This window comes from Chitinophaga varians (assembly GCF_014529945.1).
GTDB classification, from domain to species: domain Bacteria; phylum Bacteroidota; class Bacteroidia; order Chitinophagales; family Chitinophagaceae; genus Chitinophaga; species Chitinophaga varians.
The window spans coordinates 1,192,939-1,209,229 of record NZ_JACVFB010000003.1; the positions used below are offsets into that span (position 1 = coordinate 1,192,939).

General features: G+C 45.6%; 17 protein-coding genes. 2 read left to right on the plus strand and 15 right to left on the minus strand.

What is annotated here, in order from left to right; translation table 11 throughout:
* Window positions 1-39: 39 nt before the first annotated feature.
* The gene (locus ICL55_RS19355; RefSeq protein ID WP_188100204.1) at window positions 40-1,293 is read right to left on the minus strand and encodes a hypothetical protein; all 1,254 of its coding nucleotides are present in this window, start codon (window positions 1,291-1,293) and stop codon (window positions 40-42) included.
* A gap of 145 nt (window positions 1,294-1,438) precedes the next feature.
* Between ICL55_RS19355 and ICL55_RS19360 the strand changes: the two genes are divergently transcribed.
* Complete coding sequence (locus ICL55_RS19360; RefSeq protein WP_188100206.1) at window positions 1,439-1,882, plus strand: hypothetical protein; 444 nt, start codon at window positions 1,439-1,441, stop codon at window positions 1,880-1,882.
* Window positions 1,883-1,967: 85 nt separating this feature from the next.
* On the plus strand, window positions 1,968-2,318 hold the full coding sequence (locus ICL55_RS19365; protein ID WP_188100208.1) for a winged helix-turn-helix transcriptional regulator: 351 nt from the start codon (window positions 1,968-1,970) through the stop codon (window positions 2,316-2,318).
* Between the two features lie 3 nt (window positions 2,319-2,321).
* Here the strand turns inward: ICL55_RS19365 and ICL55_RS19370 are convergent, their stop codons facing one another.
* The 14 genes from ICL55_RS19370 to ICL55_RS19435 form a co-directional block, all read right to left on the minus strand.
* Complete coding sequence (locus tag ICL55_RS19370) at window positions 2,322-2,783, minus strand: nuclear transport factor 2 family protein (RefSeq protein WP_188100210.1); 462 nt, start codon at window positions 2,781-2,783, stop codon at window positions 2,322-2,324.
* A 71-nt stretch (window positions 2,784-2,854) separates the two neighbouring features.
* Window positions 2,855-3,379, minus strand: coding sequence for a helix-turn-helix domain-containing protein (locus ICL55_RS19375; RefSeq protein WP_188100212.1), 525 nt, complete (start codon window positions 3,377-3,379; stop codon window positions 2,855-2,857).
* Window positions 3,370-3,843 (minus strand): N-acetyltransferase, encoded by a 474-nt coding sequence (locus ICL55_RS19380; RefSeq protein WP_188100215.1) that lies wholly within the window; start codon window positions 3,841-3,843, stop codon window positions 3,370-3,372. The genes ICL55_RS19375 and ICL55_RS19380 overlap by 10 nt, the downstream gene beginning before the upstream one ends.
* A 50-nt stretch (window positions 3,844-3,893) precedes the next feature.
* Window positions 3,894-4,733, minus strand: a complete 840-nt coding sequence (locus ICL55_RS19385) for an SUMF1/EgtB/PvdO family nonheme iron enzyme (RefSeq protein ID WP_188100223.1) — start codon at window positions 4,731-4,733, stop codon at window positions 3,894-3,896.
* Entirely contained in the window at window positions 4,730-5,464 is a 735-nt protein-coding gene (locus tag ICL55_RS19390; RefSeq protein WP_188100225.1) for a hypothetical protein, read from the minus strand. Before ICL55_RS19390 ends, ICL55_RS19385 begins: the two co-directional genes overlap by 4 nt.
* Before the next feature lie 39 nt (window positions 5,465-5,503).
* Complete coding sequence (locus ICL55_RS19395; protein ID WP_188100227.1) at window positions 5,504-7,684, minus strand: outer membrane beta-barrel family protein; 2,181 nt, start codon at window positions 7,682-7,684, stop codon at window positions 5,504-5,506.
* 96 nt (window positions 7,685-7,780) lie between these two features.
* On the minus strand, window positions 7,781-8,338 hold the full coding sequence (locus ICL55_RS19400; protein ID WP_188100229.1) for a hypothetical protein: 558 nt from the start codon (window positions 8,336-8,338) through the stop codon (window positions 7,781-7,783).
* A gap of 25 nt (window positions 8,339-8,363) precedes the next feature.
* Window positions 8,364-9,224 carry a TraB/GumN family protein gene (locus ICL55_RS19405; protein ID WP_188100231.1) on the minus strand — a complete coding sequence of 287 codons (861 nt, stop codon included), beginning with the start codon at window positions 9,222-9,224 and terminating at the stop codon, window positions 8,364-8,366.
* A gap of 126 nt (window positions 9,225-9,350) precedes the next feature.
* The gene (locus ICL55_RS19410; RefSeq protein ID WP_188100233.1) at window positions 9,351-10,268 is read right to left on the minus strand and encodes a hypothetical protein; all 918 of its coding nucleotides are present in this window, start codon (window positions 10,266-10,268) and stop codon (window positions 9,351-9,353) included.
* Between the two features lie 29 nt (window positions 10,269-10,297).
* Window positions 10,298-11,035, minus strand: a complete 738-nt coding sequence (locus tag ICL55_RS19415; RefSeq protein ID WP_188100235.1) for a Crp/Fnr family transcriptional regulator — start codon at window positions 11,033-11,035, stop codon at window positions 10,298-10,300.
* Between the two features lie 229 nt (window positions 11,036-11,264).
* Window positions 11,265-13,994: a hypothetical protein gene (locus ICL55_RS19420; protein WP_223151507.1), complete on the minus strand. Its 2,730-nt coding sequence runs from the start codon at window positions 13,992-13,994 to the stop codon at window positions 11,265-11,267.
* A 297-nt stretch (window positions 13,995-14,291) separates the two neighbouring features.
* The gene (locus tag ICL55_RS19425; RefSeq protein WP_188100239.1) at window positions 14,292-14,894 is read right to left on the minus strand and encodes a hypothetical protein; all 603 of its coding nucleotides are present in this window, start codon (window positions 14,892-14,894) and stop codon (window positions 14,292-14,294) included.
* A 263-nt stretch (window positions 14,895-15,157) separates the two neighbouring features.
* Window positions 15,158-15,775 (minus strand): hypothetical protein, encoded by a 618-nt coding sequence (locus ICL55_RS19430; protein WP_188100242.1) that lies wholly within the window; start codon window positions 15,773-15,775, stop codon window positions 15,158-15,160.
* Window positions 15,765-16,268: an RNA polymerase sigma factor gene (locus ICL55_RS19435; RefSeq protein ID WP_188100244.1), complete on the minus strand. Its 504-nt coding sequence runs from the start codon at window positions 16,266-16,268 to the stop codon at window positions 15,765-15,767. Before ICL55_RS19435 ends, ICL55_RS19430 begins: the two co-directional genes overlap by 11 nt.
* Between the last annotated feature and the right edge of the window lie 23 nt (window positions 16,269-16,291).

A 16,291-nucleotide genomic window follows, 5' to 3' on the forward strand; every position in this document is an offset into this window, starting at 1 on the left:
ATTAAAGTAAGACAGCCCGGCTTTATAACATTACTTCCCTTACAGTACAGAACCGAGTATCAGCGCACCTACACCAATTTTATCTGCGATGTCTTTCCGGAATCGTACGTTAGGATCTACTGTAACAGCACCGATACTTTCCACTGTTTTCCGGAAGAACTGGTCCTCCGCTTCACTATGATTGCCATTGTAGATCGATATACGTTGCCTTACATAATCTGTATGGACCAGGCATCTGTTCAACGACTTCCTTTCTTTCTCCGGTAATTCTTTCACATAAGCCTCCAGATAAGGGATATAGGGTGACGTGGTATCTGGCTTTTCGGCACGCAGCGGAATAAAAAAAGTACCCTTTTTACCGGTCATCACATAGGTATCTATCTTCTTCACCTCATTAACCACTACAATATTGATGTCCCGGTACACGGGAACCCTATACAATTTATCCTTGTATGTTACCTCACCAATACGGTCTGATTTAAAATACTTCACCATCAGCAACCGGAGCGCTGCAGTATCCAGTTGATTGCTTTTTACGCTGGTAATATTACCGGCAGCGTCTACATCCAGACGGCAGATATAGTTTCCTTCTTTTCCCGCGGGCAACAACCGCGCAAGTTCCCGGCTAACGGCCCCCTCGTCAATTGTATCTTTCATGATCATACGCACCAGTTTACTGACATCATACACTTCAAAAGGTTCACCGGCATCCAGCCTCGCTTTGGTTTCCTCTTCTCTTTTCCGTTTCCATGCAACCTCTTCGTCCTGCTTCTTTTTTTCCTGCGCTTTCGCAGCTGCAACAGCCGCGGCTTTTCTGGCTTTAATTTCAGCCGGTGACAGCGTATACTCCAATAGCTGTATACCGGCCAGGCAGCCCATCGGCGCAACGTATTGCCCTTCTTCCATTACGAGGTTTTCTTCCTGTGAGGTAATGCCATATCCTCGCTGATTATGACCAAAGTAAGTCGGGATAACGGTCATGAGCGTACGTACTCCTAAAGATGTTTGTTTGGCGCCGGTAAAGTGTATACTGTAGATATCCAGCGGCACATAAGGATTAGGTCCAACACCCAGCCCTGAAACAGTTGGATTGTCTGACAGTAGTTCCGCACTGCATAAATTACCGTAACGCAGCGCTTCAGGCACCACCTCTATCAGCAGACTTTTCTTTAACGGGACCACCCATTTTTTTCCCTCCGGGACGCGGGAAGTGGAGGTAAGCAACACAACTTTCTGGGCATAGACAAAAGCTGTTGCCAGCAAGGCACAAACAGCCAGGAATAGTTTCTTCATAGGTATGACAGGTATGGGTGATGATTTAACGTAAAGATAGTTGTAGAACGAGCGAATTACCAAGCAATCAAATTATCCAGTGTCATTTAGTACTGTCAGCGCAATGATTTACCTTCGCAGTAATTCATTAACAATCCGTACGTATATGTCTTCTGGTAAATGCCCAAACTGTGGCGCTTCTACACTTACCATACCTTATGGTGGTTCCAGCCAGCGGGAAGTGGTAGTGAGCTGCACATATTGTAACTCCCGGTTTTCGGTCAACAACCCATACTACCAGCCACCAGTACAGGAAGTACGGCACACATACAACACCACCAATTACATCAATTACGGTCCTGACCGTCCACGAGGTTGGCGGTATGCCCGTGACCGGGAACATAAATTCGCGAAGATAGCCGGTTATGTAATAGCCATCCTGATGATTCCATTTGTGCTGGGGATATGGATAGGATATTTTCTGATGGCGGAACCTTATCCTGTATTCCTCCCGATTGGATTTACCGGCTTCATGCTGCTTTTTTATCTGCTCGCCAGCGCCAGCGACAGAGAACTAAAGCGCCGCAAAAGGGAAGGCATCTCCTACTAGTATAGCTTCATAGGGATAAATTTATCATCATAGGCCGCACGGCCTTAAATGGATATATTTGACGCAGCAAATGTAACCGTGCCATATGTATGTTAAAAAGTTACCCGAACTGGACTATGGTGTAGCTACCACCATCAAAGCCCTTGGCGGCAAATGGAAAGCCTGTATACTGGACTGTCTTCACCTGGGCATACGCCGCCCCAGTGAGCTTTGCCGGAACATCCCCGGCGCCTCCCTGCGGGTACTGAGCCAACAGCTAAAAGAACTGGAAGCCTGCCATATCGTCTACAAAAAAGTATATGCAGAAGTACCCCTCCGGGTGGAATACTACCTCACCAGCTGGGGGGAATCCCTGTGGCCCGTTATTGTAGCCATGAACGAATGGGGCAATGCCTATCTGCATCATCACTGTAACAACACACCACAGGAATCGTGATCGCTACCGGTGCTTCTCCGGATTGTTGAACTGCCATAAAACATTTATGATCTTCCACTCATCATTGAGCTTCACCAGATGCATATAATCAATCCATTCATCGGCATAAAGCTTCACAGCAGCGGTTTGGGTGCTCACATCCAGTAACACCACTTCTTTTCTGGGATTAGCCGGGAACTTATCTCCTTTCGTATTGTAATTACCCGCCAGTAATATCATCTCATCCGCATGGGATTCCCGCAGATATTCCCGTGAAGGCTGTTTCGAATATTTCCAGAACGTACGCTTTACCAGTCGCGGGTGAAGGCACCGGGCCATCCGGGCGGTATCATGCCGGTGCTGGGATTCGATGTAATCCAGCGCAGCCTGACGGATAGCGAGAGAATCGGCTTTCGTTTGCGCATGGCTGGTGAGTGCCAGGCTGCTACACAGCAAGGCCACAAGGAAGGCTACAGTATTTTTCATCAGAGTGTTTGTTGATAACAGGAAGGTATCAACGAAAAGGGAGAGGATTGTTACCGCTGGTGTAAAAGGGATCAAATTGAAACCCGCAGGGGGTTCTTCACAAACTTCTTCTCAGCTTTTCTTAATTCCTTGTTTGTGCCAATAAAGTGTTCTTTCTGCTTTTCAACAAGCCGATACCAGTAGGTTGCAGGTATAGCGTTATTAGAATGGAGCTCAAGGCGAATGATAACACTTTCACTGGGGGCCCTGTGATTATTAATCAACTGGCTTAATAGTGTTTCATGAATATCTATTTCAGCAGCAAATTCATTTCTTTTTTTATGGATCAGCTGAAGATATTCTTTCAGGAAATAGCCAAATGTCAACTGATTATCATACTCTTTGTTATCAATATACGCTTCCAGGCGGAATTTCAATTGTAATAAATTAGCAATCAACCGTTCCTGCTCCGTCATCCCAGCCTGCGTTTTCTTCCGTGCTGCCGCCAGCTGTTTCCTGGCCTCAGCTTCCTGTGCAGGTGAAAGTTTTTCAGTTAATACCACATCCTCTGCCAACGCTTCCAGTTTTTTCTTTGAAAAACCTTTCTTCACATACATAAAACATATTTTTTAACAATATTCAACAATCTCCATCCATCCAGAAATAATTGCCAACCAGCATCTTCCATTCCATATTTTTCCATATAATGCCGCCTTATCTCAGTTTTAGGTACTAAAGAAACACACGCCATTTCACCGTATTTCATCAAGCTTAGCTGACAAGCATACCCTATCAAACAGCCGACAATTCCCTCATATTTTTTCTTTTTTCCTATATTTTCTCTGGAAGAAGTAATCAACTTTATCTCCACTCTGGCTTCATCCGGAAAGTGAATGAGTCCCATTACTCCCAAAATCCCCTCTTTCTCCTTTAGCTGAAGCTTATACACTATCGGACTATCCTCCAGCGTCCGCCAGTTGAAAAAAAATCTTTCTTCCGTCAGATTTTTGAGGTCACTCTTAAGCGTTTCGGTTATTATCACACTTTTTCTTTCTCCTGAAGCAAGTTCAATAATTTCCATTATTGAAGATACAAAATACTTTACAAAAAACGTAAAGTATTTACCTGACACTATTTCTTCACCACTCGAAACCCAAGATTACTAAACGACGCGCCTCTTTTTACCCGTCCTATGTCCACGGAGTTAAAAAAGGCGCAGGAATTTTTGCTGCACCACCAGGAACCGCCACGGGCGTGCACGGAGCGGCTTTCAGGCTTATCGGTCGGCAGACGGCCTTCGCAATATTCGAAGACGTTGCCATACATATCATACAAGCCCCATGCGTTGGGTTTAAAACTACCTACGGGCGCGGTGTACATATATCCGTCGGTACTGTCGGCCTGCAGGTGATCGCGGCCCTGCCATACGTTGGCATAGGTGGATAGCGGCATCATATCATCACCCCAGAAATAGGTGGTAGTGGCGCCGGCGCGGGAAGCGATCTCCCATTCATCGAGGGTGGGCAGCCTAACGCCGGCCCAGTCACAATAAGCGACGGCATCACGATAACTGATGGTTGTTACCGGATGGTTCATTTTGTTTTCAATGCCGCCACGGGTGATACCGTTGGGATAGCGCCAGCAGGCGGTGGAGTCTTCGAGCCAGCGGAATTCACGCAGCCCCGGACTGAATACCAGCGCATTTTTGTTTCGCTCTGCATCGGTGACGTAACCGGTGGCCTGTACAAACTTTTCAAAATCGGCATTGGTCAGTTCCGTGGCCGCGATGTCGAAACCGTTGGTATGTACGGTGCGTAACGGATTGTTGATGTAGCCTTTTCTGCCGAGGGTATAGTCACCCGCTGGTACGTGCACCAGGTGCTGCGACTGCCCGTTAACAATATTTACCCCGGCCAGCAGTAGCAGGACCGGGGTAAATCGTTGCAGACAATATGTTAGAAAGCCGTTCATTTGCCGATGGTCTTGTAGTAATCGGTGGCTCTTTTGATGACCAGGTCTTCGTTGCCTTTATTGTAGTCGATATACGACTGATAGTCGGCATTTTCTCCGTACAGCTTACGGTAGGACTGAGACGCCATGAATTCTTTGTATTCATTGTTCTTCATCAACAGCATCAGTAGTGTAAGCAGATCACGGTCTTTTTTATCTCTGTTATACACTTCAATGATATAGGGAATCATCTCGCGACCATTGATTTCCACGATGGCCATTTTGTAATTGGCCCCCATTCTTTTGCTGCGGTCTGTGGATTCTTTGATCAGCGCCATCACCGAATCACGGTTGCTGATCATGAATTTGCTCTGCCTTTCGCTCCATACGCTTTCATTGAAACCGTCAGCCATCTGGCCGAATATCTTTTTGTCTTCGTCCTGGATGGGTGGACGTACATCACAGTTCTGCGCATTGATCTCCGCATGGATCATATGGTAAGTGAACTTCTCCCGTAAAGACAGGCCCATATAATCTTTGTTGCTCATCGGAGAGCTGTCATCCTCTTTATAAGGAATTTTTTCGATCAATGCTTTTACTTTCGCCAGTCCATAGGGAGGTACGGTTAATTTGCCCCTGTATTCAGCATAGGCCAAACTGGATTTACTCGGGCCTCTCCACTCCGGCCCGCCGTCCTGCGCGGAGAGGCGCAAACATCCTAAAATGGTGGCAACAAACATCAGGTATTTCATGATTTTTTATTTAGACCGCTAAATTAAGACATCTCCGCATTATTTAACCCTTCTGGATTCATTTTCCAGCCCTGAGCTCCGCTCCCTTACTTTGGCCAGTTTTACATTACCAAACCGATAGCTGAAGCCCAGCCTCAACTGGCGGGAATCTTCATAACCTTTGTTCCGGTAATACAGGCCGTCGAAATCCCGGACACCATACCAGCGCGCTGTTTGAAAGAGGTCGTTGATACCGATGCGCACAGTGCCCTGGTCTTTCAGCACCTTGCGCTGTAAGCCGATATTGAGCTGCCAGTTATGTTTGCTTCGCTGGAAACCGCCATAGATATCGGGCGATTGATAATTGCCGCTTATCTCTGCCTGTGTTTTCTTATCAAGGTCAAATACCTGTTGCACATTGAGCTGCACGGTATTGATGCTTAACCTGGCCTCCCTGCGTTCATCGAAGGTGATGAGGTTCTGCTTATAAAACGCGTTCACATTGGCGGAGATATTCCACCATGGCAGCGGCGAAACGTTCGATGACAGATTCAGTGCCAGCAAATGCTGCGATCCCACGTTCTTCGGTGTCATCACCATTTTGTTGCCGCTGATGCTATCCGACACCGGCACAAACATATCACGGCGATGGGTATACGTTAACGAGGCTGACAAGATACCCGTAGCATTATATCCTACGGTCACGCTATTGGAATACTGTGGCCGCAGAAATGCATTTCCCTGCCAGGAAGACAGCTCATCCAGCTGATAGGAAAACGGGTTCAGGTCTGTATAGGTAGGCCGGTCTATCTTCCGGTTGTACAACAATGAAAAGTGATGTAGCTCCGACGGACGGAACGATAGCTGCATAGACGGAAAAAAGTCCAGATACCGGTTGTTCACCTGCTGCGTGGTATCTTTAGCGGTGGCTTGGCTTTTGGCGTGCAATACACCATCTGCTACTGTTTGTTCCAGGCGGAGGCCAGCCTGCAATTTCCACTTTCCCCATTGCTGGTCGGCCATGGTATATGCCGCATACACTTTTTCGTCGTACCGGAAAGTATTGCTTTTCTGTTCGTTCTGGTAATCCACTTTGTCTTTCACATCGAAGATCTGCACCCAGTTGTCACTCATCACGGCATTGCCTTTGATACCGGCGTACATTTTGCCGCGTGGTATCGGCTGTTCATAATCCGCTTTGAGACCATAGATATTGATATCGCTGCTATTGAAAGTACGCAGCGTATACTGGTCCGTTTCGGTAACGCTGTCTGCTTTCAGAAAGTGATTGTACAGGATATTTTTGATACGTGCGCGATAGTAACCATAGTCCAGGTCTGTGGTAAACAACCGGCCGGCCGTATCCTTGTATTGATAGTTGACGTTGTAGTTCTTCCAGTTTTGTTGCTGCGAATAGTAGTCATTCGTAGCTTTCAGCATGGAAGTCAACTGACCGGTAGCGGCGTCCGAGAGATAAGTGGTGGTATTGGTCATGCCTGGCCCAAAGTACAGGTTGGCATTCATCATCAAGCCAACGGTATGCCGGCTGTTGATATTATAATCGGCTCCCAGTTTGAAGTTAACAGGATTACGCATATCCACATCGCGGGTACGGTTATCGATAATTTCTCCCTCCTGAATGCGGTAGAAATCATATTCCATGTTATGATATCCGAAGTAGTGGTTGTAGTTACCATACAGATTGAATTTACCGGTGCGGTAGTTCAGGTTCAATGCTCCTTCTGTTTTGGGTGTTTGTCCGAAATGCATACCTGCGGCGATGTCCCCGTTGAGCCCGGAGGCGGTATTCTTTTTCAGTCGGATATTGATAATGCCACCGCTGCCGGCCGCATCGTATTTACTCGATGGATTGGGCAGCAGCTCTATACTATGGATATTGGCAGACTGCAATGACTTCAGGAGTGCTGCCAGGGCATCGCCCTGCATATAGCTGGGCTTACCATCGATGTAAACCGTGACACCGGATTTCCCGTTTAGCGAAATATTGTTGGTAGGGTCTACCATCACGCCGGGAGAGCGTTTCAACAGTTCCAGCGCATTACTGCCCATAGCATTTACACTGTTACTGACATTATATACTACTTTGCCATCTTTAAATTCCACCGGTTTCTTTTTAGATACAATGGAGATTTCCTTCAGTTCTTTAATGGTCGAATCTTTCTTTTGGGCAGTTACGTAGGCGGGTAAACTGGCCAGCATCAACAAGATAAATTTATGCATACAGTACGGTCAAAGCGCACAAAATAAACAAGGGACGTGGATTTTAATAACCGCTTATAAAAATGCCGGGAACATTTTCCCGGCATTTTTCAGTCATTATTCAGTAACAGTCAGCTCAGCGATCTGTTGTCGGATTTGTTTCAAATACTTGCCGTAGTAGGATTCCAGCGTATATTCGGTGCCGATGCCGATCAGCGTTACCATCCCCACCAAAGCAACCGCCAGTACCATGATTCCATTTACGTGCAACTTGTCCTGAATGCTTTTCAATATATGCGGTGTGTCTATCAAACCATACAGCGTGGCGAATCCCAGCATCAGCACCAGGATAATATAGGTAAAGGAGCGGTACATCTCCAGGTGTATCCTGATTTCGTAATAGGTGCCATACAAGTGTTCTTTTGCAGACAGGTTGGTTGTAGCCAAACGCCGGTAAAACTGATAGAACTGATAGAGATAATATCCTGCCACTGATACCAGTATGGCGTAGAGGCTATAGTAACCGACCATTGCCCGCGGGCTGAGTACAAAGTAACGCGGCAGCGCTGCCAGGAAGATCAGGCCAATGATCTGGAGGACACCTTCCTCTTTCATATTTTTCCGGATCTTGTTGATAGGTTGAAGCGTAGCGGGAGCAGATAACGGGAGACGCATATATGTAATTTTTAGTGTGACCAAATCAATTCAAAACGGGTGTAACAGTATAGCCTTTTGCTTTCAGGAGTTGAATGATGCCCTTTTCACCGGCGAGGTGGCCTGAGCCTACAGCAAAGAAGCAACTGCCGGCTTTCATCATAGCGGGCATTCTGCCGGCCCAGTTGGTGTTGCGGCGTGTCAGGAGCCAGTAGTTCATATCCGCATCATTCATTTCCTGTTGAATGGCATCGATATCCTGCGCTTTGTAAGCGTTGACCATCCGCATGGTGGATATTTTCAGGGAATCGACCGTTTGCAGGAATTTAAAAAAGTAGGCATCAGAGAATCCTTTGTTCATATAATCCACCTGTTCTTTCATGGTTTCCAGGGTGGTGAACTTCATTTGTTTTTGCCGGGCATACTGATAAAGCGTTGCTTCCTGGCTAACGGGCTGCGGGCAGGTAAAGCCGAGTTGCGCCAATACACCTACCAGTGCGCTCAGGCGGATGCTGTCAAACCGTTGGAAAGGCACGCCTATTTTGGCACGCAGTATAGAATCTACCAACGCGTATTTTTCTTTCGACAGCCGTTGATTTTGCGGAATATCTGACATGACTGCTTGCTGCGCTACCTGCAATTCTGCCGGATCAAAGATGTTTGCTTCTATTACCAGTTGGCCGGTGGCGGCTAATGCTTTCATTGCATTTTCGCTGATGATGAAATCATCTTTGCAGAGCATATGAAAGGTACCAAACAGGTACGAAGGTTTATCCAGTCCATTACCGGATATCTTCCACAGGACAGCCTTTTCAGTGGGCTGTGGCGGGTTGGCAGCGGTAGCAACGGAAGTAAGGGCACCTATAGTGGCAATGGCGATGGAGAATTTTTTGAGCAACTGTTTCATTGTTTAAAGTTTATTTACCGTATTAGTTGCAGCAGATAAACTTTCGTTACAGTTTTCTCAAAAAAAATTAAAAAAAATTTTCCGGCACTAAGAATAGTGCCGGATCAGATTCTAAGTGGATACAGTTCAGATATCTATCATTTCCTGTGCAGCTTCCATAGGTACGTCTGTTCCTGCGTCGATCACTCCTATGAGTGAGTATTTTCCTTTGGGTACTTTGTCTGGTATCACAAATTCCACCACACGTCTCTGTTCCGGGAACAGCGGGAACATGGGTACATCGATCTTCGTTTTATCGCCGGTGGCGATATTGGATAGTTCCAGATAGCTGGTGCATTCCAGTTGCACCGTCCCGGTATTCTGGCACGTGATGTGACATATCCGGGCACTGGTATCGGCGTGGTCGAAGGAGAGTATCTTCACATCTTTATAGGTAAGGGAAGGGGGTGTTTGATAAAGGTGTACCCCTACCCTGACTTTATTGGTCACGTTTGTTTTGAGGCCGGTGGGCGACTCCACGATCTGTTCTTCCGTCGTTTCGAGGAAGAGCATGGTCCATTTCATTTCACCGGCAGCAGCGGCGGAATCGGGCACCTGCATCTTGATCGGGATATCTACGATTTGTCCCGTATCTATTTCCACAAATGTTCTATCCAGCTTTACCCAGCGGGCGCAGGAGCGTTCGGAGGTGCCGGGCGCCGTATACACATGCACGCCCAGTGAATCCCGGATCCAGTCCATGAGATACAGCGAGAACTGTTTCTTCTTGTTCAGGTGATTGACGATAAACACGTGGGCTGTTCCCGCTTGTCCGCCATTCAGCTTAAAGTCTATCGTAGACGGTTTTATGGTCAATCCTCTTTTAGTAGTATCGGCTGCCGGTTTCTTCGGGTTCCTCATCGCAAAAGGCGATCCCGGAGCCATTTTTGTTTTACTGGTGTCAATAGCGAGCCCGCTGGTCATACTTTTTTTTCCGGTAGTATCCTGGGCCTTTATCAATAGAACGCTGAACAACAGGAATAATAATAGCATCATCTGTTTCATAGCACGGTAGAATTTGATGATATCAGGGGTTAGATATTAGGTTTTCCGTCTGAGCAATAAATCAGGTGTTCCAGTTTCCTGATATCTGTTATAATGATTTTTCCGTCTTTAATCTGAATGATGTTTTCATCGCGCAGATCACCGAGTGTTCTGATCAGGGACTCTTTCGCTACGCCTGCCAGAGCGGCCAGGTTGCAACGGCTGATATTCATACTGAACTCGCCCTGATTGGAAGGGTTGTATTTTTTACACGTGATCAGCAGTGCTTCCGCTACTTTTTTACGGAGGGGGCTGTAGGCCATCCGAAGCATTTGTTCCTGTTTTTCCGCGATGTTAGCGGCAAGTATGTCCAGGAATTTGCGCAGAAAGCTGCTGTTGTATTCGAAATGAAGTTCCAGATCGGTACGGGAAATAATAATGAGTTCAGCATCTTCAATTACTTCGGCTGTTTCACGGTACCTGCCGCTGTCCAGCAGCGCATTGAATCCGATAAAGTCGCCTTCGTGATACAGACCGGTGATGAGCTCTTTTCCATCTTCATTCCATTTACTGGTTTTTACTTTTCCTTTGAGGATGTAAAAAATGGATGCCGCGGTTTTCCCTTCTGCATAAATAATTCGTTTCTTTTTAATACTGATTACGTTGCCGTCGTCGATCTGCGCTTTCAGCAGCTCGTCTACAGTAGTAACAGGGTTAAAAGAATGCATAGCCGGGGTTAATGAGTGTTTACAATCCGCTTCCTCTTCAATAAACATTACCTTTTTCATCTTTCAGCAATTAATTAGGACATGACAATGACATACATACTAACTTCTTTTGGGGGAACGGTTCAGCAATTAAAACGGGATATGGTTAAATTTTCTTGAAAGAGCGGTGTTTTTCTTTCGGGGTTATCATCAGGATAAAGCTATCACGATTTAGGGTGCATACTTGAACAACAAATAGATCTCATATTTTTCATAATCATGGTTTTTTTAAGCATTTGAGGTTATCGCGTTATTTTTTCGACTTAAAGAATCTTACCACCCTGCTTTTATCAACTATCTCAAAATCTGCGGTCGCTTCCAGGCGGGTAGCCACGTCCACGGAATAGGACATCACCCTGGGTCTTATTTTATCACTGAACGCCTCCGGATTGAGAGAAACAGCATATTTGCCGGCTGGTACGTTCAGAAAATAACTACCCATGTCGTCTGTCAGGGTGCTATACAGCATGCCTGTACTATCTGTTGCGATTACTTTGATATTGCTGCGAGGGAAATTGCTCCTGGCCAGGGAGTCGGAACTGATCATGATCTTCCCGGTAATTACCCGGCTCCTTTTAAAAGGAATCAGAATAGTCAGATCTTTGTTCACCGGAACCGTTTGTGTTACGCCGGAAGCAGGTATTACGCCTTTGACGTTGTTAGCGCCGCCAAAATCCAATTGGTATTTACCTGGTGTGACATTTCGATAGGAGATAGAGCCTCTTTCATCTGAGATAAAGGGAATACTGTTGATATTGATCTGCAGATTAGGGATAAGCTGCTCTCCGGCATCTCTGGTTCCGTTACCATTAACATCAAAAAATGGTAAAAGGTTCAATGTGAAGTATTTTTTCCTGAAAATTATTGGTACATTAAACTTTTTAGTAATTGATAAGCTAACGTATTTTTCACCCAGGCCGTTCGGTGTAAGGCTACCACTCTCCAGCGGTATCATCGCAGAGGCATTCACCTCCAGTCCATTCTTTGCATTGCTATATCCAATATTGCCTCCCACCTGATGATATATCAAATTATCGTACAACGATTTGGAGAAATTATAATAAACATTCGTCTTCATCCGCTTAAACAAAGTAAACGTCATAAACGGGCCTGCCAGCATTGTTTGAATGTATCGCAGAAAGTTCTTTTCTGTAGTCTGGTCAAACACGGGTTGTTGCATAAAGGTCCCTTTCAGGCCAAAGAACTTATAGGCTATCGACATGTTCGTATTCGTGAGAAAAACAGCTTTTTTATCGACGCCGTATGAACCATTATACCCGTTAATAGAATTCATGAAGAAACTGAATTTTTTACCGGCCTGTTGTTTCAGATACACCTCACCGAAGATGTATTCCGGCATGGTGCTGCCTATCACCAGGCTTTGTTTCAATAAGCCACCACTGAGGGAGAAGGAACCGCTCATAAATCCATGACTGTATTTGAGGCCGTATTTGGCGACATTGAACTTAAAGGCATCTGAGTTGTAGATCGTATCCCGGAGCGTGTTCACACCGGAGCGATTGTACTGGTAAAAAGCTCCGATGGCGTTGTTACCGAACTTCCAGCTAATGTCATGGAAGTGATACATCAGTCCTTTGTTCAGGCCGGGGAAATAATCGCTGTAGTATTGTACCAGGCTGGAGAAATCGACCCGTTTTGCATGATAGGCAAAGTTATAGCCCAATGCCATGCCTGGTTTGTCCGGGACGCCTGGTATTTTAGCAGCGAAGAAATCCATGCCCACCCCCGCGTTAACGGCGACAAGTACTTTGGGGGTATTCACCAACTGTAATTCATTGTTGAAAAGATAAGACTGGCGTCGCTGTATATGGTCTACATCTCCTGCGATTCCCTGCAGCACGGTGACTTTCCCTACTGGATATTTCGCGGTCATCGTAATGTTATCATTGGTAAACCAGGTGAGTGCATTACTATGTTTGGTGGCGCTGATCGTAAATTCTGTATTGGGCCTGGGGCGCCAGGTGAATTTACCGCCGTTGCCATACGTGAAAAAGTATTTGATGTCGCTCATATGTCCGGCGTAGAAATCCCAGCGTTTTGTCTGGTAATTGAATCCAAAAACATTTTGTTCGAGATTGTTACCGAGGCCATATTGTTTGGTGCGGTAAAAAAAGGAAAGCTTGTTGTCACCAATGGGGATCTCACCGTGCATACCACCATAGTAACTAACCTGCTTTCCCCATATCATAACGCCTGTTTCTAACCAGAGCGGAAAGGTAATATAGGGTGACTCTTTTTCCTTCCGTTCATGCTGCACCCGCTCAAGGGTGGCGAAGTTCATGTAACTCACGCCGGCGGTGTCTTCCACGTTGACCTGCAACTTCTCTGTTTTCAGCATGCTCATCGCTTTGTCCTTCAAATGATAGGAAAATGAGTACACAGTATCTGTACCTGGCTTTAACCTAAATTTCTCGGTACTGTTAATATCCAGATTGCGATTTCTGATATTGGCCAGGTAAACTCCGGGCACTGTGCCGGTATTCCTTACCCGGAGCATCACTTTAAAGTCTTTCTCCTGGCCTTTTAATTGGATAACACTTGTAAGAGGGGTAACTAAAAATTCACAGATGGGTTCCGCTTTTATATAAAATCGATACGCTTTTGCATCAACCTGCACCTGTACGGACTTCCAGACTGCCGGCGCATTTTGCTGCCGCATCAATACCACAGGCACCACTTCCGACTGGTCTGGCTCCAACACCTTTGACAGTGGCTTCGCCGGTGCCATCAACCGCCAGCCTTCCGGGACCGTCACCGATAACTGAAAGGACTGTGCCTGATGATACTTATTGGTGATTCGAACATTATTATACAGAAAGCGGCTATCTTTATTCGTAGCCAGCGAATCCTTTAACGTTACAACAAAACCGGCAACTCCCTGCCCGGAAACATCCGGGACGTAGACAGTGCAACAGAGATGCCACAAAATGCACAACATGGGGGGTAACGATAGTTTCATCTGGCTGACAGGGTAAAAAGGGGTACATCCAACTTAATCTCTCTCGGGAAACATCCAACTTATTGAGGTAACATCCAGGTTAAAGAGGTAACATCCAACTGTTTGAGGTAACATCCAACGTAAAACATCCAACGAACATCTAACATCTAACTAACATCTAACTAATATCTCGCGAACAACCAACTAACATCCAATCCACATCCAACAAAAAACATCCATCCACATATCCTACTTCGAGCTTTGGGCAAGTAAGCCTTTTCAGCTGAAAAGGCTTACTTGAGCGTCCAATCCTTGATATTATAACTGTGTTGCAGTCAAAATAACACCGAGGCCATAAGTACCTGCGGCGAAATCCCATCCTGGATCTGCTTTGAATTTCACAGAGAAAGGTTTGTCGACACCGTGTACACCATTGTTGATCAATGGAGCAGCAGCAACTGTCAGCGGATTCCAGGCCATAGGAGTAGCGTTAGTACCACCGGTACCATTGCTGCTCAGGTTGTATTTCAGTATGGAGCAAGGCATAACAGTATTACCAGTACCGCTACCTACATACAGGAAGTTAGGGGAAGAAGATTTGATAGTTACATTAAAGTTTCTGTTGGAGCTAACTGTAAAATTAGCAGATTTGTGACCAAAGAAGTCTTCAAGCTCTTCACCGCAGTTATAATCTTCTTTGCTGTCGAATTTTGCGCACATAATGTCCAATGGAGGGCAAATTTCAATTACATTGCATAATTCAAGGCTAACGAGCACTACAGAGTGATCAGTTGCTACGCCGCAGCATTGAGGGGCTGGGGTTTGAGAAGAAGAGTTGGGAGAAACAGGAGCAGATCCTGATTGCGCGTAACCTGCCAAGGCAGCAATTGCAAAAGCTGCAGACAATAATAGCTTTTTCATTTTTTTTGGGTTTAAAAGTTTTGAGAAAACAGCAACCTGAATGATGAAATGCGCATTCTTTTATCAAGGTTTATGACACAATATTAGAGCTATTTAATTTTCATAGTGATGACCACCATCATCATTTTAAAATTTCTTTAACAACTCGATAGCATACCCGATCACATCCAACTAAAACCAGCCACCACAAAGCAATACACCCATATAAAAAAATTCCCCGTTAACCAACGATTAACGGGGAAACACACTCGCAACCGATTGTTTCATATCTCTTCTTTCAATTCATCCTTTATCTTTTTTATCTCCTTCAGATACTTTCCATAACATCTCCCTACCCATATCTCTGTAGATACCACAATCCCTGCAATAAAACCCGCAAAAATCACCACGGTCTTTATCACGGTGGCACTACTGAAATCATTGCCTATAGCCGCACGTATGCTCCCCGGAACAATCAGGATGTACATCGTCACAAATCCCAGTGCCAACATCAGCAGCCCATAGGTAAATGACCTGTACATTTCGATATGTAACTGTATATCATAATACACTTCGTACAGATGTTCTTTAGCAGACAATACAGTAGAACCCAGCCGCCGGTAAAACCGATAAAAACGGTAGAAGTAATATCCGCTCAGGGCCAGCATTACGCCATATAAACAATAATAGGCCACCACCAGCACCTGAGCCTTAAAATACATCGGCGGAAAAGCCAGGATAATAATGGAGAGCAACTGTACCCAGCCCTCCTGCTTCATCGTACGCCGGATCTTGTCTACCGGATGATGCGCTGCCTTGATCTTTTCCACCTTGTCAGGGACTACCATATCCTTCCCTCCGTCATCTGCATTCCACAGTGATTGTATATCATCAAAATTCATATCCTTGTAGTTTAATCAGTTCTTTTAATTTTATTTTGGCCCGGTTGAGCTTCACTCGGGCATTGCCTTCTGAAATACCCAGGTTGTCTGCTATCTCCCGGTGAGAATAATTTTCCAGGTGATAAAATACCAATGCTTTTTCCAGCCGCTCCAGCTGCTGTACCGCCTTGTAAAAATGATACAACTGCAACTCCTTCTCCGATGTACGATGTTCCTCTTCTGCCAGATGCTCCGGCATGGCATCGGATGTGTGCAACTGCCGCCGCTCCTTCTTAAAAAAAACAATCGCCGTATTCAGCGACACCCGGTACATCCAGGTGGAAAAACGGCTCTGCTCCTGAAAAGAATCATAAGACTTCCACAATTGGTACACAATTTCCTGGAACAGGTCCTGTTGATCATCAGCTGTATCCATATACATTTTACAGATCTTGTGGATGATCCCCTTGTTAGTTTCTATATGTGCCAGAAATTCCTGTTCCTTATTTTTCAAGATGGATAGCTTTAGTACAGTTT

Coding starts and splice junctions, on each gene's coding strand:
- ICL55_RS19385 (WP_188100223.1), bottom strand. CDS start 4,733: ATGAACGGCTTTCTAACATATTGTCTGCAACGATTTACCCCGGTCCTG.
- ICL55_RS19365 (WP_188100208.1), top strand. CDS start 1,968: ATGTATGTTAAAAAGTTACCCGAACTGGACTATGGTGTAGCTACCACC.
- ICL55_RS19430 (WP_188100242.1), bottom strand. CDS start 15,775: ATGAATTTTGATGATATACAATCACTGTGGAATGCAGATGACGGAGGG.
- ICL55_RS19425 (WP_188100239.1), bottom strand. CDS start 14,894: ATGAAAAAGCTATTATTGTCTGCAGCTTTTGCAATTGCTGCCTTGGCA.
- ICL55_RS19355 (WP_188100204.1), bottom strand. CDS start 1,293: ATGAAGAAACTATTCCTGGCTGTTTGTGCCTTGCTGGCAACAGCTTTT.
- ICL55_RS19405 (WP_188100231.1), bottom strand. CDS start 9,224: ATGAAACAGTTGCTCAAAAAATTCTCCATCGCCATTGCCACTATAGGT.
- ICL55_RS19380 (WP_188100215.1), bottom strand. CDS start 3,843: ATGGAAATTATTGAACTTGCTTCAGGAGAAAGAAAAAGTGTGATAATA.
- ICL55_RS19390 (WP_188100225.1), bottom strand. CDS start 5,464: ATGAAATACCTGATGTTTGTTGCCACCATTTTAGGATGTTTGCGCCTC.
- ICL55_RS19415 (WP_188100235.1), bottom strand. CDS start 11,035: ATGAAAAAGGTAATGTTTATTGAAGAGGAAGCGGATTGTAAACACTCA.
- ICL55_RS19420 (WP_223151507.1), bottom strand. CDS start 13,994: ATGAAACTATCGTTACCCCCCATGTTGTGCATTTTGTGGCATCTCTGT.
- ICL55_RS19400 (WP_188100229.1), bottom strand. CDS start 8,338: ATGCGTCTCCCGTTATCTGCTCCCGCTACGCTTCAACCTATCAACAAG.
- ICL55_RS19370 (WP_188100210.1), bottom strand. CDS start 2,783: ATGAAAAATACTGTAGCCTTCCTTGTGGCCTTGCTGTGTAGCAGCCTG.
- ICL55_RS19395 (WP_188100227.1), bottom strand. CDS start 7,684: ATGCATAAATTTATCTTGTTGATGCTGGCCAGTTTACCCGCCTACGTA.
- ICL55_RS19375 (WP_188100212.1), bottom strand. CDS start 3,379: ATGTATGTGAAGAAAGGTTTTTCAAAGAAAAAACTGGAAGCGTTGGCA.
- ICL55_RS19360 (WP_188100206.1), top strand. CDS start 1,439: ATGTCTTCTGGTAAATGCCCAAACTGTGGCGCTTCTACACTTACCATA.
- ICL55_RS19410 (WP_188100233.1), bottom strand. CDS start 10,268: ATGAAACAGATGATGCTATTATTATTCCTGTTGTTCAGCGTTCTATTG.